Source organism: Flavobacterium xinjiangense, from assembly GCF_900142885.1.
Classification (GTDB): Bacteria; Bacteroidota; Bacteroidia; order Flavobacteriales; family Flavobacteriaceae; genus Flavobacterium; species Flavobacterium xinjiangense.
The window spans coordinates 39,809-55,118 of record NZ_FRCL01000015.1 but is presented as its reverse complement, the minus strand read 5'-3'; the positions used below and the strand labels follow the sequence as shown (position 1 = coordinate 55,118).

Annotated in this window: 15 protein-coding genes; 4 read left to right on the top strand and 11 right to left on the bottom strand. The window is 34.9% G+C overall.

All coding sequences use genetic code 11. From position 1 onward, the window contains the following. The first annotated feature begins 88 nt into the window (after window positions 1-88). Window positions 89-1,207 (top strand): DNA polymerase III subunit beta, encoded by a 1,119-nt coding sequence (gene dnaN, locus BUC23_RS15055; RefSeq protein WP_073210869.1) that lies wholly within the window; start codon window positions 89-91, stop codon window positions 1,205-1,207. Window positions 1,208-1,384: 177 nt separating this feature from the next. Here the strand turns inward: dnaN and BUC23_RS15050 are convergent, their stop codons facing one another. From BUC23_RS15050 to BUC23_RS15040, 3 genes are all read right to left on the bottom strand, one after another. Next, window positions 1,385-3,157: a MutS-related protein gene (locus tag BUC23_RS15050; RefSeq protein ID WP_073210867.1), complete on the bottom strand. Its 1,773-nt coding sequence runs from the start codon at window positions 3,155-3,157 to the stop codon at window positions 1,385-1,387. Window positions 3,158-3,219: 62 nt separating this feature from the next. After that, window positions 3,220-4,053, bottom strand: a complete 834-nt coding sequence (locus BUC23_RS15045; RefSeq protein ID WP_073210865.1) for a universal stress protein — start codon at window positions 4,051-4,053, stop codon at window positions 3,220-3,222. A 173-nt stretch (window positions 4,054-4,226) separates the two neighbouring features. Beyond that, window positions 4,227-5,057 (bottom strand): universal stress protein, encoded by an 831-nt coding sequence (locus BUC23_RS15040; RefSeq protein ID WP_073210863.1) that lies wholly within the window; start codon window positions 5,055-5,057, stop codon window positions 4,227-4,229. 165 nt (window positions 5,058-5,222) lie between these two features. Here BUC23_RS15040 and mnmE point away from each other — a divergent pair, with 165 nt between their 5' ends. From mnmE to BUC23_RS15025, 3 genes are all read left to right on the top strand, one after another. Continuing rightward, window positions 5,223-6,623 (top strand): tRNA uridine-5-carboxymethylaminomethyl(34) synthesis GTPase MnmE, encoded by a 1,401-nt coding sequence (mnmE, locus tag BUC23_RS15035; RefSeq protein WP_073210861.1) that lies wholly within the window; start codon window positions 5,223-5,225, stop codon window positions 6,621-6,623. Between the two features lie 230 nt (window positions 6,624-6,853). Next, window positions 6,854-7,426 (top strand): helix-turn-helix domain-containing protein, encoded by a 573-nt coding sequence (locus BUC23_RS15030; RefSeq protein ID WP_073210859.1) that lies wholly within the window; start codon window positions 6,854-6,856, stop codon window positions 7,424-7,426. Then, the gene (locus BUC23_RS15025) at window positions 7,413-8,558 is read left to right on the top strand and encodes a site-specific integrase (RefSeq protein WP_073210858.1); all 1,146 of its coding nucleotides are present in this window, start codon (window positions 7,413-7,415) and stop codon (window positions 8,556-8,558) included. The genes BUC23_RS15030 and BUC23_RS15025 overlap by 14 nt, the downstream gene beginning before the upstream one ends. Window positions 8,559-8,580: 22 nt before the next feature. Here the strand turns inward: BUC23_RS15025 and BUC23_RS15020 are convergent, their stop codons facing one another. The 8 genes from BUC23_RS15020 to BUC23_RS14980 all read right to left on the bottom strand — a co-directional run bounded on the left by BUC23_RS15020 (window position 8,581) and on the right by BUC23_RS14980 (window position 15,259). Next, window positions 8,581-8,919: a helix-turn-helix domain-containing protein gene (locus tag BUC23_RS15020; protein WP_073210855.1), complete on the bottom strand. Its 339-nt coding sequence runs from the start codon at window positions 8,917-8,919 to the stop codon at window positions 8,581-8,583. Between the two features lie 336 nt (window positions 8,920-9,255). After that, window positions 9,256-10,059, bottom strand: a complete 804-nt coding sequence (locus BUC23_RS15010) for a hypothetical protein (RefSeq protein ID WP_073210851.1) — start codon at window positions 10,057-10,059, stop codon at window positions 9,256-9,258. Between the two features lie 26 nt (window positions 10,060-10,085). Further along, on the bottom strand, window positions 10,086-10,934 hold the full coding sequence (traN, locus tag BUC23_RS15005) for a conjugative transposon protein TraN (protein ID WP_073210911.1): 849 nt from the start codon (window positions 10,932-10,934) through the stop codon (window positions 10,086-10,088). 19 nt (window positions 10,935-10,953) lie between these two features. After that, window positions 10,954-12,258: a conjugative transposon protein TraM gene (gene traM / locus BUC23_RS15000; protein ID WP_073210849.1), complete on the bottom strand. Its 1,305-nt coding sequence runs from the start codon at window positions 12,256-12,258 to the stop codon at window positions 10,954-10,956. Window positions 12,259-12,262: 4 nt separating this feature from the next. After that, window positions 12,263-12,760 carry a hypothetical protein gene (locus BUC23_RS14995; RefSeq protein ID WP_073210847.1) on the bottom strand — a complete coding sequence of 166 codons (498 nt, stop codon included), beginning with the start codon at window positions 12,758-12,760 and terminating at the stop codon, window positions 12,263-12,265. A 13-nt stretch (window positions 12,761-12,773) separates the two neighbouring features. Beyond that, complete coding sequence (gene traK, locus BUC23_RS14990; protein ID WP_279625708.1) at window positions 12,774-13,382, bottom strand: conjugative transposon protein TraK; 609 nt, start codon at window positions 13,380-13,382, stop codon at window positions 12,774-12,776. A gap of 30 nt (window positions 13,383-13,412) precedes the next feature. Then, a complete protein-coding gene (traJ, locus tag BUC23_RS14985; RefSeq protein WP_244153822.1) occupies window positions 13,413-14,522 on the bottom strand; it encodes a conjugative transposon protein TraJ in 1,110 nt (369 codons plus the stop codon). Window positions 14,523-14,623: 101 nt separating this feature from the next. Further along, window positions 14,624-15,259 (bottom strand): hypothetical protein, encoded by a 636-nt coding sequence (locus tag BUC23_RS14980; protein ID WP_073210841.1) that lies wholly within the window; start codon window positions 15,257-15,259, stop codon window positions 14,624-14,626. Window positions 15,260-15,310 lie beyond the last annotated feature (51 nt).

Below are 15,310 nucleotides of genomic sequence, written 5' to 3'. Positions count from 1 at the left end.
CATACTAAAGTACTTTACGATATATTTGTAAAATGTATGGTTTTTAAAAATAAAATAAAAAGTATACCAAAAAAATAAAATATAACAGATGAAATTTATAGTATCGAGTTCGTACTTATTGAAACAATTACAAGTTTTAGGTAACGTTATCAACAGTAGCAATACTTTACCTATTTTAGATAATTTTCTATTTGATTTAGATCAGAATGTATTGACGGTTTCTGCATCCGATTTAGAAACAACTATGTCAGCCGCTTTAACTATAGATTCAACAAGCAAAGGAAGTGTTGCTGTACCGGCAAAATTACTTTTGGAAATCCTTAAAACATTTCCTGAGCAGCCGCTAACTTTCACTGTTGAAGAAAATAGTACAATTGAAATTAGTTCTAATTCTGGAAAATATGCTTTGGCCTATGCTCCGGGAAATGAATTTCCTAAATCTGTAAACTTAGATGATCCTTCTGTAACATTAGTTCCTGCCGATGTTTTGGCAACTGCTATCAGCAAAACTATTTTTGCTGCCGGAAATGACGATTTACGTCCTGTGATGTCCGGTGTATTCTTTCAGTTTTCACCACAAGGATTGACATTTGTAGCTACTGATGCTCACAAATTAGTAAAATATGCCCGTACAGATGTTGTGGCTTCTCAAGTGGCCGATTTTATTATGCCAAAGAAACCTTTGACTATCTTAAAAAATATTCTTACGAGTTCAGATGCTGAAGTAAAAATTGAATACAACGATTCGAATGCTACTTTTTCTTTTGATAACTACATTTTGATGTGTCGTTTGATTGATGGAAAATATCCAAATTATGAAGCGGTAATACCAAAAGAGAATCCAAATAAATTAATGATCGACCGTTCTCAATTTTTGAGCTCTGTTCGTCGTGTTGCGATTTTCTCTAATAAAACTACGCACCAAATTCGTTTGAAAATTGCTGGTGCTGAATTGAATGTTTCTGCTGAAGATATCGACTATTCGAATAAAGCAGAAGAAAGATTGACTTGTGATTATCAAGGTGATGATATGCAAATAGGATATAACTCTCGTTTTCTTACGGAAATGCTGACTAACTTGCAATCAGATATGATTATGCTTGAAATGTCTTTACCAAACAGAGCCGGAATTTTGACTCCTGTTGATGGATTAGAAGAAGGTGAAACGGTAACCATGCTTGTAATGCCAGTAATGCTAAATAGCTAACCACTATTTAGAATTTAAAATACGCTATTAACCAAACCATTTTTATATTTAAAAAACCGTCTCGTTTAATTACGAGACGGTTTTTTGCTTTTATTCCTTTTAGTTTTTGTCATTCCGACGAAGAAGGAATCTCAACTTAACTTTGAAATCTAATAATCTAAGAGTCTTAATTTCTAACTAAATCACTCCCATTTTTTTCATCAGGAAAGTAGCACTTCGATTTTTACAGATTCCATCCCGAAGTTTGTAGTCAAAATGTAATTCATCATTGTGTATTTCGACTTCAAAACATTTATTGATTAGTGTATCTGGAAAGTCATTCGTGGTCAAACAAACTTCGATATCATGCGTTGCAATGGCACCAATGGCCCTTTTTGCAATCACTTTTTTGACTACTTCTATGGTTCCATTTCGTTTATCATCAGAATTGGTTCCTCTTAATATTTCGTCTAATAAAACAAAAGCAGGTCTATCTTCAAGTTCATCCATAATTTGTTTTAAACGCTTTATTTCGGCAAAGAAATACGATTCACTGTCGGATAAGGAATCTGATAATCGCATAGAAACCAAAACTGGTAAAGGATGTACATTCGCACTGCTGGCACAAACTGCCGATCCCATTCCTGACAACACCATATTAATCCCTAAGCTGCGCAGAAAAGTACTTTTGCCTGACATGTTAGAACCCGTCAAAATCATGAAAGATTGGGGATGAAAACTCACCTCATTCCCTACCCTCGTTTTTTCATTCAACAATGGATGACTAAGATTAGAGAAATCAATTTCGAAATTTGTATTTATAATTGGATAAGTAAACTCCGGATTATTATAGGATAAATTACCCAAGCTATTCAACATCTCAAATTCACCAATCACTTCTAACCAATCTTCGAGCGCTTCTGCATGATCCTTTTTCCATTGTATTAAAGATTGTAAAACATGAAGATTAAAAAGGAAAGTTCCGTTGAATACTAATGCGGTTACAAAATTACCGATACTGTCCATTTTCGAAAATAAAACAGCCAATTGTTTCAGATGAACACTGGCATTTTCTTTTTTATAGGTCAGTTTTTGTTGCAAATCAATCAGTTTTTGAGATTCGAAAGTTTCTTTCTCAATTTTTTCTACCAGCAAACTGTATTGATTGATGATTTTGTCGACGTTCTCTGCATTGGCAATTTCAATTTGAATACGTCTCAAAAATCTACCCATAAATGCTAAATTAAAAACAAACAGATACGCTAAATAGGATACAAAAACTGTCTTTGATGTCACTAAATAAGTGATAAAAACGCCAAAGAATAGAATAGGTGAAATATAAGAAATCAACACAGTTGCTTTTGATAAAGGCGTACTTTGAAACTTGCTCCACTTCAATAAAGTTTCATAACTGGATTTCGTATCCTGGCTTATTTTGGCGAAAGCCAAGAATTCCTGACGCCAATCTAACTTTTTGGATAATTCTTTAATGGCTTTTTGATTTTTCAAAATTTCATCATTTGGCAAAAGAGTTAAAAGTTGTTTTGCCAATGTCTTTTTACCAATAAATGTTGCTGTTCTGTTTAGGTTCTGAAACAGGGAATGTTCTCCAAAAATATCTAAATCGTATGCATAAGGATGATGAAAATCATTGAATTCCTGTCCGTTTTCAAAAGCAATTTTTTTTCTTTCTAAATAGGATATTTCATTGCCATTAATTTCAATTAGAGCAATCAATATTTGTTTTTGAAAAGATAATTTCGAGTGAAAACGCATTAAAAGAATAAATGATCCAAAAAACAAAATACCCAAAACAATCAAAAACGCTTGGCTTGTTTGAATGTAATAATAGATGGAAACTAAAAAAAGTACAATAGTTAACAGTCTAAAAAAACTGATGCTATTGTACTTTTTGTTTATTGTATTTAATTGGGCTGAATAGCTTTCTTTTTTCGATTTATATACTTCCATGTTTCATTTTGATGAACTGCAAATATAACGAAATAGATCTCGGCTTGAAGCCTAATTCAACATCAATCAATATGGATAGCTAAAATTGGAATGTCAAAATTTGTAGCCATTTTTTTAGTGAAACTAGGTTTAAATAATCCTTCAAAGAAACCTCTCTTATAAGTAAGCATAGTCAATATATCAATCTCTTTATATAAAATAAAGTCTAAAATTGTTTCTTTTACCTGGTCGCTATTGATAACAAAAAACTCAATTGGTTCTTGCATGAACTCCGTTTCCCATTTATCTATTGTATCTTTTGACACATCAGATTCATTTGTTTTCACATAGAGACATTTTACTTTAGCATTTGTTTTTTTTGCAATGTCTAAAACTGTTTTAAGTGCTTTTTTATCTTTAGCTCTGAAACGAGTTGTAAATCCAATCGTTTCAATTTTTTTGAATTTTGCTTCTAATGGTATACATAACATAGGGATATCAATGTTTGCTATTGCTGAACCTGTATTTGTGCCCAAGAAAAACGATTCCCATCCAGTTGCTCCGGAAGTACCCATTATTACAAAATCAATTTTGTCTTCCTTAATGGATCTTTTGATATTAAACAATAAATCACCATCCATAAGTCGGTGAGACATTTTTATTTTGTCCAGATTGCGTTCTTCAGCAATTGTCCGCAGCTTTGGAATCTCTTCTTTAAACATATCAAATTGCGATAGTTCCAGAGAATCATAAATTACAGCATAATTTTCGGGAAAAAACTGATTATCAAAAACCGGTAATTCAAATGTATGCAACAAAATGAGTTCTCCATGAACTATTTTTGCAAATTCTAAAGCATGCACAAAAGCATTTGTGGCAACTTCAGAAAAGTCAGTGGGAAATAGGATTCTTTTCATTTTAGCAAGTATTTAAAATTAGTTCTTCTATCAAAGATAAGCATTATATTAAAGATTTAACATTATAATTATCAGGTATTTAACTATTAATATCAAAAAAAATAAACAAAAATTATCTTACTATTTTGATAATCAAATGGGTACGTATAAATGAGTAACGCAATAGTTAATTCTTATTCGGGAATGGCAAGAATTGGAATATTAACATGAAAAGCTAGTTTTTTTGAAAGGCTAACTTGGAATAATTTTTCTAAAAAATTCTTATGATAAACATGCATTGTAATCATATCGATTTCATTTAAATCTATGAATTCCAGCACTATACCCTCAACATCATTATTACTGATGGTATGCAAAGTAATGTCTTGATCCTTGGCAATTTTGTGCCATTCTTCTTTAAAAGTATCATTATCCTTTTGATGAGGTGATTTCACATGCAAGCAATCAATATGTGCCTCAAATACGGTTGCAAATTCGACTACTTTTTTTAGCACTTTGATATCTTCATAATTGTATTTGGTAAGGAAAAGTATTTTTTTTATTTGCTTGTACTTACAATTTTCTGGTATGGCAAACACTATGGCTTTAGTAGCATTCATCACTTTTGTAGTTGCAGTTCCCAAGAAAGTTTCTTTTAAGCTGGTTGCTCCCTTTGTGCCCATAACAACGTAATCAATATCCTCGTCCTTAACAATTTTTACTGTTTTACTGATTAAATTACCATTATCGAGAACATTGCTAATTTTAATATGTTCCATATTATTTTGTTCTGCAATTCTTCTCAAAAAAGGAATTTGGTCTTTATAATTCTCAAAATTACCCAACTCTACAATATCATAAATTTCATTCAAAACACCTGGAACATTATTATAACCTACTTGAGGTACATCATAAACATGCAAAGTGATAATCTCCCCTTTTATGCTATCGGCTAATTTTAAGGCATAAATGAATGCATTTATAGAAGCTTCAGAAAAGTCCGTTGGAAATAGAATTTTTTTCATGATATTTATTAATCAATTATTCACTTAAATTTACAAAAAATAAACAAATTAATCCAGTAATTAACTCACATAGTAGTTTTTAACCCTAATTTAAGACAATGGTTCTATAAGTAGGTCTTGCTGTCATATAAGTTTTACTTACTTTTGCATAAAATTGAATACAATATGATACCTCATGATTCCATAGTAGCATTAGCAACCCCATCGGGAGCTGGAGCGATAGCCGTAATTCGGATTTCAGGCGAAGATGCAATTACTATTGGTAATACCGTTTTTCGTTCTATTAAAAATAAAGAGTTAACCACACAAAAAACACATACTTTGCACCTTGGTCATATTATTGATGACACTAAAACACTAGATGAAGTATTGGTTTCTATATTCAAAGGTCCGAATTCCTACACGGGCGAAAATACTATTGAGATTTCTTGTCATGGCTCTACTTATATACAACAGCAAATCATTCAGTTATTGCTTCGAAAAGGATGCCGTATGGCTGATCCTGGTGAATTTACTTTAAGAGCCTTTCTAAACGGCAAACTTGATTTATCTCAAGCCGAAGCCGTTGCAGATCTAATTTCCTCTGATAATGAAGCTTCACACCAAATTGCGATGCAACAAATGCGAGGCGGTTTTTCTAATGAAATTGCCAAATTGAGAGAAGAGTTGTTGAACTTTGCTTCGCTAATAGAACTTGAACTTGATTTTGCCGAAGAAGATGTAGAATTTGCCGACAGAACTCAATTTCATGAATTATTAAACAGAATTGAATTTGTCTTAAAACGCTTGATTGATTCATTCGCTGTAGGAAATGTGATCAAAAACGGAATTCCTGTGGCGATTGTAGGTGAACCCAATGTGGGAAAATCGACACTTTTGAATGCTTTATTAAACGAAGAACGTGCCATCGTTTCAGAAATTGCCGGAACAACGCGCGATACTATTGAAGATGAATTAGTGATTGGTGGAATCGGTTTTAGATTCATAGACACCGCCGGAATCCGTGAAACGGAAGATGTAGTGGAAAGCATTGGGATTCGTAAAACTTTCGAAAAGATTGAACAAGCGCAGGTCGTTTTGTATTTGTTTGAAAGCTTAAAGTTTAAAGTTCAAAGCTCTGAATACATCATAGAAATTGAAAAAATCAAGAATCAATTTCCTTTGAAACCGTTGGTTGTTGTTATCAATAAAATAGATTTGCTTTCAGAAAATGAAATACTAAACATCCGAAAACAACTGGAAACATTAAGCATTAAACTCGAAACAATTTCCGCAAAAGAGAATATTGGAGTCGAGAATTTAAAGAATCAATTGCTCTCGTTTGTAAATACAGGTGCTTTACGTAACAATGAGACAATCGTAACCAATACAAGACATTACGATTCTTTACTAAAAGCTTTAGACGAAATACAAAAAGTAAAATTTGGGCTCGAAACCAACTTATCAAGCGACTTAATGGCTTTGGATATCAAAGAAGCTTTGTATCATTTTGGGATGATTACCGGTCAGGTTACTAATGATGAGTTACTAGGAAACATATTTGCAAATTTCTGCATCGGAAAATAACAGAACAAAATATCACAAAACAACAACAAACAAACGAGTTAAAATATTGATTATCAATATTTTAACTCGTTTTTTCTTGTACTTTCTTTTGGATATTATGCTTTATTTTGATTAAATTTGTACTTCATTTGTACCTCAAAAAACTTGAGGTACAAAAAATATTTTTTTGGCCAATTTATGGCACATAGAGACACACATAGTCACAGTGGGACACCTAAAGTCACATTTCTATGAGTACAAACATCAAGATTACACGCATCTGTGAATTCTGTAAAAATGAATTTACTGCACGCACAACAAAAACACGTTATTGCTCATTGAGCTGCAATAGCAAAGGCTACAAATCCCTTGTAAGACAGTCGAAGATTAGCCAAAGCAACAAGCAAACTGAGACTACCAAGAATCCTGCCCTTGAAGTAGTTAAAGTAAAGGATTTCCTAAGCATAAGCCAGGCAAGCCTTTTATTTGGAATAAGCCGAAGAACAATTTACAGAATTATTTCAAGAGGAGAACTTGATGTTGCAAAATTCGGAACAAGAACAGTTATAAGGAGATGTGACATGGACACTTTTTTTTCCCTTCCAATGGATCAATCTATGCTCCGTCCAACTCAAGAATTTCCGGGATTGGAGAATTGCTATACTATAACGCAGATACAGCAAAAATTTGGAATATCTCCTGGAGCGTTATATATGCTAATTCAGAGACATGGCATATCAAAGTATGCAGTAGGTAAGTTTAATTATGTTGCGAAGAATGATATCGATATAATATTTAATGTAAAAGGCCATGGAAAAGAGTAATGTGACATTGAGGCAAAAAGAGCTTAAAAACGGAAGAATATCTCTTTATTTGGATTTTTATCCGCCTGTACTGAATACTAAAATAAATAAGTTTACCAGACGTGATTTTTTAAAATTATACCTTTTTAAAAAGCCAAAGAATCAAATTCAAAAAATTTCAAATATACAAAACAGGCGCACAGCAGAGCTGATTCAGGCAAAACGGCAAAATGAAATTAGTAAAAAGAATATATACACTCAATTTGAACAAGAACAATTACAAATGCAAGCCATTGGTCATGAATCATTTCTAAAATTTTTTAAGAAATTGGGGCATAAAAAAATCGGTAATAATCTCAATATTTGGAATTGCGCAATTACTCATTTTGAGGCTTTCCTTGAAGGACAGGATCTATGTTTTAAGGATAGTACTATTTCGTTAATGGAAGATTATAAAGATTACCTGTTAACTGCTAAAAGTTTAAGAGATAATGGAAAAACATTATCTAGAAACACCGCGTTGACTTATCAAAATAAGCTCAGAACGACTTTGAAAAAAGCCTATAAAGAAGGTAAACTAAGAACAGACATTAATGCAGGTTTAGATTCCATTAAAGAACAAGAATCACAACGTAACTTTCTTACACTTGAAGAGGCAAAAAAACTATTTGAAACTCCTTGTTCTAATGAACTGGTCTATCAGATTTCTATGTTTTCAATTTTAACAGGAGTAAGATATTCTGATATCGCAAAACTTTTGTGGTCGGAAGTAGAATATATTGAAAATGACGGTTATTATATCAGGTTTAAACAAAAGAAAACTGATGGTATGGAAACGATGCCAATACCTGACGATGCTTTTGAACTTCTTGGATTAAAGGTAAATGAAAATGATAAAGTTTTTGCAGGTCTAAAGAAATGGGACGTAGATCGGATACTGCCAGTTTGGATTGCAAAAGCAGGTATTACTAAGCACATCACGTTTCATTGTTTCAGACATACTTATGCAACCTTACAGATATCTTCAGGAACTGATATTTTTACCATATCAAAAATGCTTGGGCATAAAAACGTAAAAACGACTCAGATATATACAAAAATTATAGATTCAAAAAAGAGAGAAACAACTCGTAGAATAAGTTTAAAACAATGACCTATAGTGGGAACTGGCTTTGCTACTTGTATTTAGTGGAATTGAATTTCAGTTCCACTTCGTGTTGTATTTCTGCGTTAGTTTTAATGCGTCCAGATTTAATCCAGTCCAGTAATTCTGCTCTATAAAAGTAAAGCCGCTTACCTTGTTTATTGACTGGTATTTCATTTTTACAAACTTTGGTATAAATAGTGGCTACTGATAATTTTAAAAGTTCAGCGGCGCCTTCGATTGTTAGCAACTCTTCATTTTTATCGGCATCAATGATTTTTCTTGCCTTGAGAAGCTTTTCAATCTTATCAAGTTTTACAAATAATTTTCCAATAATATTCGGTAAATCGTCAAAAGTAAATTGTTTCATGATGCCGGAATTTATAAATGAAATAAAATGATTACTTAAAATTTACGAATCGACGAAGTAAATGGTACTACCTTGGTTTCGTTTACGAGTTGACGCATACTTAATGTAACCATATTCGCTTAATTCTCGCATACATTTATAATAAGTTTTAGGAGAAGAAATTTTGGCTATGTCCATAATCTCGTATCTGTATGCCCGTATTGGATTAATAAAACCCTTACCTGCTCTAAACTGCAATAGAGCGACATATATACCGATATGCGTGATGCTAATTCGGTAATCATTCTCTATTGCATTAAAGAAATCGGATAAGGGTTTTAATACTTCCATCAGAATCTACATTGAATTAGACTGCTTTTTTTTTCTCTTTTTAGCTTCCTGCGGAGCGGCAGGTCCATCATCATCGCTACTTTGGCTCTGTCTTTTATTATCTTGCTTCATTGCTGTACTTTGCCCTTCAGATTGCTTTTCCTCTTTAGTTTGACGGTTGTCAATACGTTTCAAATTCACATCGTATGCATTGATGGTTTTGAATTGAGGATTGGCTTCAATATAATGCTTGACTTCTTTACCATCCTGTAAGAAAGTAGCTGATTGCAGGTTTCCTTTTTTTAGGGAATCCATCAAATCTTCTTTGAATTTAGCATTTTCCAATTCTTTGATTGGATGTTTGGACAGTGCTGACTCCAGATCATAGCCATAGTTCTGATGGTACTGATTCAGTTTGAAATTGCCCGAAGTGTCAGATTCCTTAAAGTCAATTTGAACCCAAGAATTATAAACCTGACCTTCTTTACTTGTCAGGTCCTTATTCACTGCTCTTCCTTCCATAAGGTTATACGCTTCCTTCATAGTAATATTACTGCCCTTATTGATATAAAAGGTCTGCTCCAATGACTCCTTAGAATTGTCTTTTTGCAAATCGACCTTATAGGAATTAAAGAAATACATATCACTCTGATCCGACTTCTTAAAATTCAATGTTGCTACTGCAATATCGTTTCCGTAATGAGCATCGTGATTCAACGTAAAACTCGGAGTTTGTTGCTGCATTTTTTCCTTTAACTCATTTTCCAGTGCTTCACCGAAACCGGTGTACTTAATCTGGTCTTTTAAGTATTCAAAATTTTTCTCGTTCATGACTCTTTTATTTAAATGATTACTAACTACAAAGTCGGTAAGACTTTGACTTTTTCAATTTTTTTGTTTTTTACATCTAGTTCCAGATGTCTGCCTCCATTCTTTTCCATCAGCTGGATCGCCAAGTATTTATCCTCTGGAATTGTAAATTTAGATAGCGCAAACACAAATGTATTTTCTGCTTCACCTTCAACAGCCGCAACATCATTGAGAATATAAGTAGGTGTAATTTCGATTTCCTGTGTGGCGGTTCGTTTTACTCTTTTACTATCCCGAATAAAAAAACGGAGCTGGTCAATATCATACTTTATTTTAGAACTGTTTTCGACTATTAGCCTGAAATACATGATATCGTTCTGGATAAAAATTCCATTTAATTGAAATTTGATTTGATGTCTATTTTCCTTTCCACCTCGAATCTTGCTTTTTTCATAGAAAGCTAACTTGGAATATTCTTGTATCTCCTCCTTGTTACCACTTTCATCTGAAAAATAAATTTCCTGTCGCTCTACTAGTTCGGTTTTATTCACAGAGAGATTCAATTGAGAGGATTGCTCATTATAATTCAGAACAAAAGAATACAATTTTCCATCTGCTGTAACTACGGTAAGATTGGTTTGAATGAACCCCCGTTGTGCAGCCTTAATTTGCAGTATATTCTCAAGTCCCTTGGCTTTTTGAACCAATATGTCCTGACTACCGCGATCAACACTCTTAATAGCATAGGGAAATACAATATTGGTTGTTTTTGAATACCCAATAGATACAGAATCGGACTCAATTTTAGTTAACCGGTTTGTCTTTGCCTGCTGTGCAAATGCGCTGATGGTAAAGAATACAGTATAGACCATTACCATTGTTTTTAAATTCTTCATAGTTAATATTTTTAGGTTTTTAATTAGAATCCTTTTGTTTTTGATTTTCATCCCGAAGCAATACCTCATAGCCTGCCTTGACCACTACTTTGATAAGCTTTGCTTTTTTACTGAAAAGTGTTTTAGCCGCCTCGATGCCTACCCCAGCTGCTTGTGCCCCCCATGAATTGTCCAGAGACGCAACGCCTAGTGTTTGAACAGCGCGGTCTGCAGATGCTTTGGCCACTTCAAGATTAATTGCTCCAGGCATGTAAATACCTATGAGTCCATCCAAATCGTAAACGGTGAGATCAACAGGGAATAGCGAGTTCTGATATCGAATACTATTGATCTTTATTTGGAGTCTTTCTCCTTGCAAGGATGCTGTTCCAAACAAAAAATTATTCTTTGGGATTTCAACTCCATTGATAAAAATAGCATCGCTCAGCCTCAGCTTTATTGTGGAGCCATTTACAATAGTCTGCGTTTCATGCATAACAGCAGTTATTGCATTTTGAACATAATCCGCTATTGCTGGGTCATCCAAAGTATAAAAGGTATTGCCTTTAAGCTTCGTACCAGATACGGCGCCATTTGAAGAAGCAGTTTGCAAGGAAGAAATATTGTCTTCCGCTGCTGAAGTACTAATGGAAAATACCTGTCCCCGTTTGGATTCGGAAACCTTTCGCAATTTTTCCTGTACTCTGTCAGGATGCTGGATATCTAATATGCTTTCCAGCATACCACTGAGTTGCTTCAATTCAGGGTCTGGTTCATTACTTTGAGTATTCATCGATGTCATCATTTCTTCCATTTTGTCAACCTCTTCAGACTGCAATGCATTTGCATTTCTACTGCCAAAATTCTTCGAATTTCGACTTGGTGCCGGAGCAATGGGGGCATTTATTACTCTTTGTAACGCTTCCAACTTTTGATGTACTTTGACTTCATTCGGATCACGATACATCAGGGCATTTAAGCCCTTAGTCCCTTTTCCGGAAGGAGTACGAAAAGTAGAGACTGCACCCGTTTCTATTGAATCTTCCTGAAAAGACGGTGTCAGATAGTTGGGATCCTTCTTAATTAACTCTTCTAGCTTAATTGAATCAAGTGCTGCCTGATCATAGTAATGCATTTTATCCAAATTAGGACCTTCTTTCAAGTTCGCGTCGGGAAGTTTTATATTAAAGCCTTTTTCTTCCGCAACCGAAGTATTCGCTGCATCCATTTTTCCTCCCCCCAAGACCCAAAACAAAATTGTAATAAAGGGCAACACTACTAATGGCATCACTAAAAGTATTTTGCGTTGTCTCAACATTTTTGGTGATTTCTTTTTTTCTTCCATGATATTATTTTTTAAATTGTGAGTGATAATACTTTTCTACTATTGTAAGACTATCCAATAATCCATGATGGTATCGCATGATGCTGTCTTGGACTTTCTTCCCAGTAGCGCTATGTCCCAGACGCTCCATATACCTTCGAAAGCGAACTATTTTTTCAAATTCAGCTGTACTGATTGACACGTTTATCTTGTCCTTTTCAGCACTGAATTGTCTGCCGTTTGTTGTTTTTGCAATCGTTGTAATAGGTTCAACATTAATCGCAGTATCTGAAAAACTGCCAATCATCAGATAGATACTGTAACCGCTCGTTAAAACTGTAAAACAGATCAGAATCAAAATCCAGCTTTTACGTGATAAATGGGCTGTTTTTCTCTCCATCCAATGCGCGCACTTATGTTGTACTCGAAGATTGGCTTCTTCAAATTGCCGCAACAGATTTCCTTGAAAGTAATCCGCTTTGTCGGGGGCCTTTTTATTGTTTCTTTTAAAGGAGAATAGCATAAAATGAGGTTTATTATTTTCTGTTTTCGGTACTCAAATCCCTATTTTCGATCGTATTCCATCGCTCTACTAAAAAGCCATGCGGATTATTGTCACTTCGCGAAACATTCCGAAGATTCCCCTCTGTTATTAAACTGCGGTGGGCAGCACTGGTAGTTCTCACGATATTTTGAGTGGCATAACATCGAAAATGGTAGGGATATTTATTAATGTCTACATTAACACTGTCCACCTGTATGGTTTGACTGATATTTCCTGAAATTATGCCGGAATAATACCCATTCTCTTTCAAATCATCATAGATTCGTTTTGCACTGTCGTCTGCGAGGTAAAGTGCCTTGGTAACATTAGTTTTTATCACTTTATCATCGGGATCAAGAGTGAAGAATAACTTATGAAAGGTCACCACATGATCCCTTGCCTCCACTGGAATATTGTCTTTTCTGTCTGAAGCATATGCTTCAAGTGCCTTCCCATTAGCCAGTATATAGACCTTCTCTTGCATCTGCGATACAAGACTAAAACTCTTATAAAGGGCAAAACAACTCATTATCAGACTTCCGCAAACCACCAACATAGTAAAGCCGCGTACATGGCGAAAGGCCGTATCAATATTTTTCATTTTACTAAACATAATGCGCTTTTTTAACCGTTAGGAATTGCCTTTTAATTTATCGCCCATATAACTCTCCTTGTCTTTGAAGTAAGGAGACGAACTGCTGGATCCAGACATGCTTTGAGACATTCGTCCTGCTGCATTACCCATACCATCCACCACCATTCCTGCACCTGAGGAGACACTGTTAACAGCTGAAGTTGTAGTATTGCTGAAAATACTAGTTACTTTTTGACCTAGGGCACCACCACCACCGGCGTGTACTATATAATTTGCAACCGAAGGAACGGTGAAGTAGCCGACAATCCCAATAATCATAAACACCAGATAGGCCATATCGGTTTTGCTAAAAAAAGTATCCCCATAATCATTCGCTTGTACGATGTCCAGTTGCAGCATCTTCTCCTGTATCTTTCCTATGATACTGCCGAAAATATTGGCAACAGGAAGCCATAGGTAAATATTAATGTATCGTGCCAGCCAAACCGTAATCGTATGTTGAAAACCATCGAAAACTGAAATACCAAAAACTAGTGGCCCCAAAACAGAAAGTACTACAAGTTGGAAAGTTCGAAGGGTATCGATACACAGTGAAGCCGCTTCAAAAAGAACCATTAAAACTTCACTCATCCATTCCTTTACTGAATTACGAAAATTAAACGAGGCCTTGGACATGGCAAATTTTACATCATTTCCTATTCCTTCAAAGCTACCCTCATCAGAAGGATTGGCATCATCATGCGTATATTTGTACCATTTGTCACGGTCACCACTCCCGTCCTCACCTACATACATCTGCCAAGCATTCGTACTCTTGATTGCTTCTTCTTTTTTTTGTAGTAGTAATTCAATCGCTTTATTCGAACTTTCCACCATCGATGCGGTTGCCGTAACAGTAGGTTTCATTACTCCATTGATCATATCCAATACGGAAGGGAAAATCATAATGCAGAATCCGATAACAAAAGGACGGAAAAGCGGATAAAAATCGATAGGTTCAGCACTTGCGATATGCCGCCAAACGCGGGACGCGATATACCATATGGCTCCAAATCCCGCAATTCCCTGCCCAACTCCCAACAGGTTGTTGCATAAAGGCATCATCTCATCATATAATTGATCTAATACGCTATGCAAACTGTTCATATCATCAGCCAGACCTTGTGAATGGCTGGCAATAGGCAACAACAGTCCTACGGTTGCAAATAATGCAGCCTTGCTTTCATTCATCATAATCCAATTTGTTTTTAGTTATTTACTTTGTAGATGCTGCGCAAAGCGCTGACGTCATTGCGTTCTTTAGTTCGCTGGATTGCCAAGACCGAGGTATTGTTATTAAAGTTTCGAAGAAAAGAGACCTTATCCTGCATGTCAGCATAAACCTTGTCAATAGCGGCAAGTCTTTCATCATCTGACATTCGCAGGGTATTGGCAGAAATGACCGTTGTCAACTCATCCAGATTTCTTATACTCTCTTTGAATAGCTTAGAATATACCTTTTCAAAATAGGCGATTTCATCCGCACTGAAATTGCCGCTATTCCTGAATCGGTTAAATGCAGCTTTATACTCTTTTACTAACAGTACTTGATATTTGATGATATCACCAACTCTCTTATATTTTCGAACCGTTGGACTGACTTGCATCAGCGCATCAAGGAAAGTTTCATGAAGACTAAAGTTCCCTTTCGATAAATCCTTAACAACGTTATAGCCTCCGTTCAGAATCTGATAGCCTTTTTTCATATCGGTAAGAATCTGTTTGAACTGAGCCAGCTTTTCGATATTCAAAACTAATTGCTGCATTTCCTGAGATTGAGCAGCAACACGACATGGAAAAAGTACTCCCAAAATCATAACTATTAAAAGCAGTTTTCTTTTCATGGTACATTCTTGTTTACGCCCTGCAACGCACGGCTGGTTTTTACATCCTTA

What these genes read in the sequence shown, in the direction of transcription:
- dnaN (WP_073210869.1), top strand. Translation starts at nt 89, where the DNA reads ATGAAATTTATAGTATCGAGTTCGTACTTATTGAAACAATTACAAGTT.
- BUC23_RS15050 (WP_073210867.1), bottom strand. Translation starts at nt 3,157, where the DNA reads ATGGAAGTATATAAATCGAAAAAAGAAAGCTATTCAGCCCAATTAAAT.
- BUC23_RS15045 (WP_073210865.1), bottom strand. Translation starts at nt 4,053, where the DNA reads ATGAAAAGAATCCTATTTCCCACTGACTTTTCTGAAGTTGCCACAAAT.
- BUC23_RS15040 (WP_073210863.1), bottom strand. Translation starts at nt 5,057, where the DNA reads ATGAAAAAAATTCTATTTCCAACGGACTTTTCTGAAGCTTCTATAAAT.
- mnmE (WP_073210861.1), top strand. Translation starts at nt 5,223, where the DNA reads ATGATACCTCATGATTCCATAGTAGCATTAGCAACCCCATCGGGAGCT.
- BUC23_RS15030 (WP_073210859.1), top strand. Translation starts at nt 6,854, where the DNA reads ATGAGTACAAACATCAAGATTACACGCATCTGTGAATTCTGTAAAAAT.
- BUC23_RS15025 (WP_073210858.1), top strand. Translation starts at nt 7,413, where the DNA reads ATGGAAAAGAGTAATGTGACATTGAGGCAAAAAGAGCTTAAAAACGGA.
- BUC23_RS15020 (WP_073210855.1), bottom strand. Translation starts at nt 8,919, where the DNA reads ATGAAACAATTTACTTTTGACGATTTACCGAATATTATTGGAAAATTA.
- BUC23_RS15010 (WP_073210851.1), bottom strand. Translation starts at nt 10,059, where the DNA reads ATGAACGAGAAAAATTTTGAATACTTAAAAGACCAGATTAAGTACACC.
- traN (WP_073210911.1), bottom strand. Translation starts at nt 10,934, where the DNA reads ATGAAGAATTTAAAAACAATGGTAATGGTCTATACTGTATTCTTTACC.
- traM (WP_073210849.1), bottom strand. Translation starts at nt 12,258, where the DNA reads ATGGAAGAAAAAAAGAAATCACCAAAAATGTTGAGACAACGCAAAATA.
- BUC23_RS14995 (WP_073210847.1), bottom strand. Translation starts at nt 12,760, where the DNA reads ATGCTATTCTCCTTTAAAAGAAACAATAAAAAGGCCCCCGACAAAGCG.
- traK (WP_279625708.1), bottom strand. Translation starts at nt 13,382, where the DNA reads ATGAAAAATATTGATACGGCCTTTCGCCATGTACGCGGCTTTACTATG.
- traJ (WP_244153822.1), bottom strand. Translation starts at nt 14,522, where the DNA reads ATGAACAGTTTGCATAGCGTATTAGATCAATTATATGATGAGATGATG.
- BUC23_RS14980 (WP_073210841.1), bottom strand. Translation starts at nt 15,259, where the DNA reads ATGAAAAGAAAACTGCTTTTAATAGTTATGATTTTGGGAGTACTTTTT.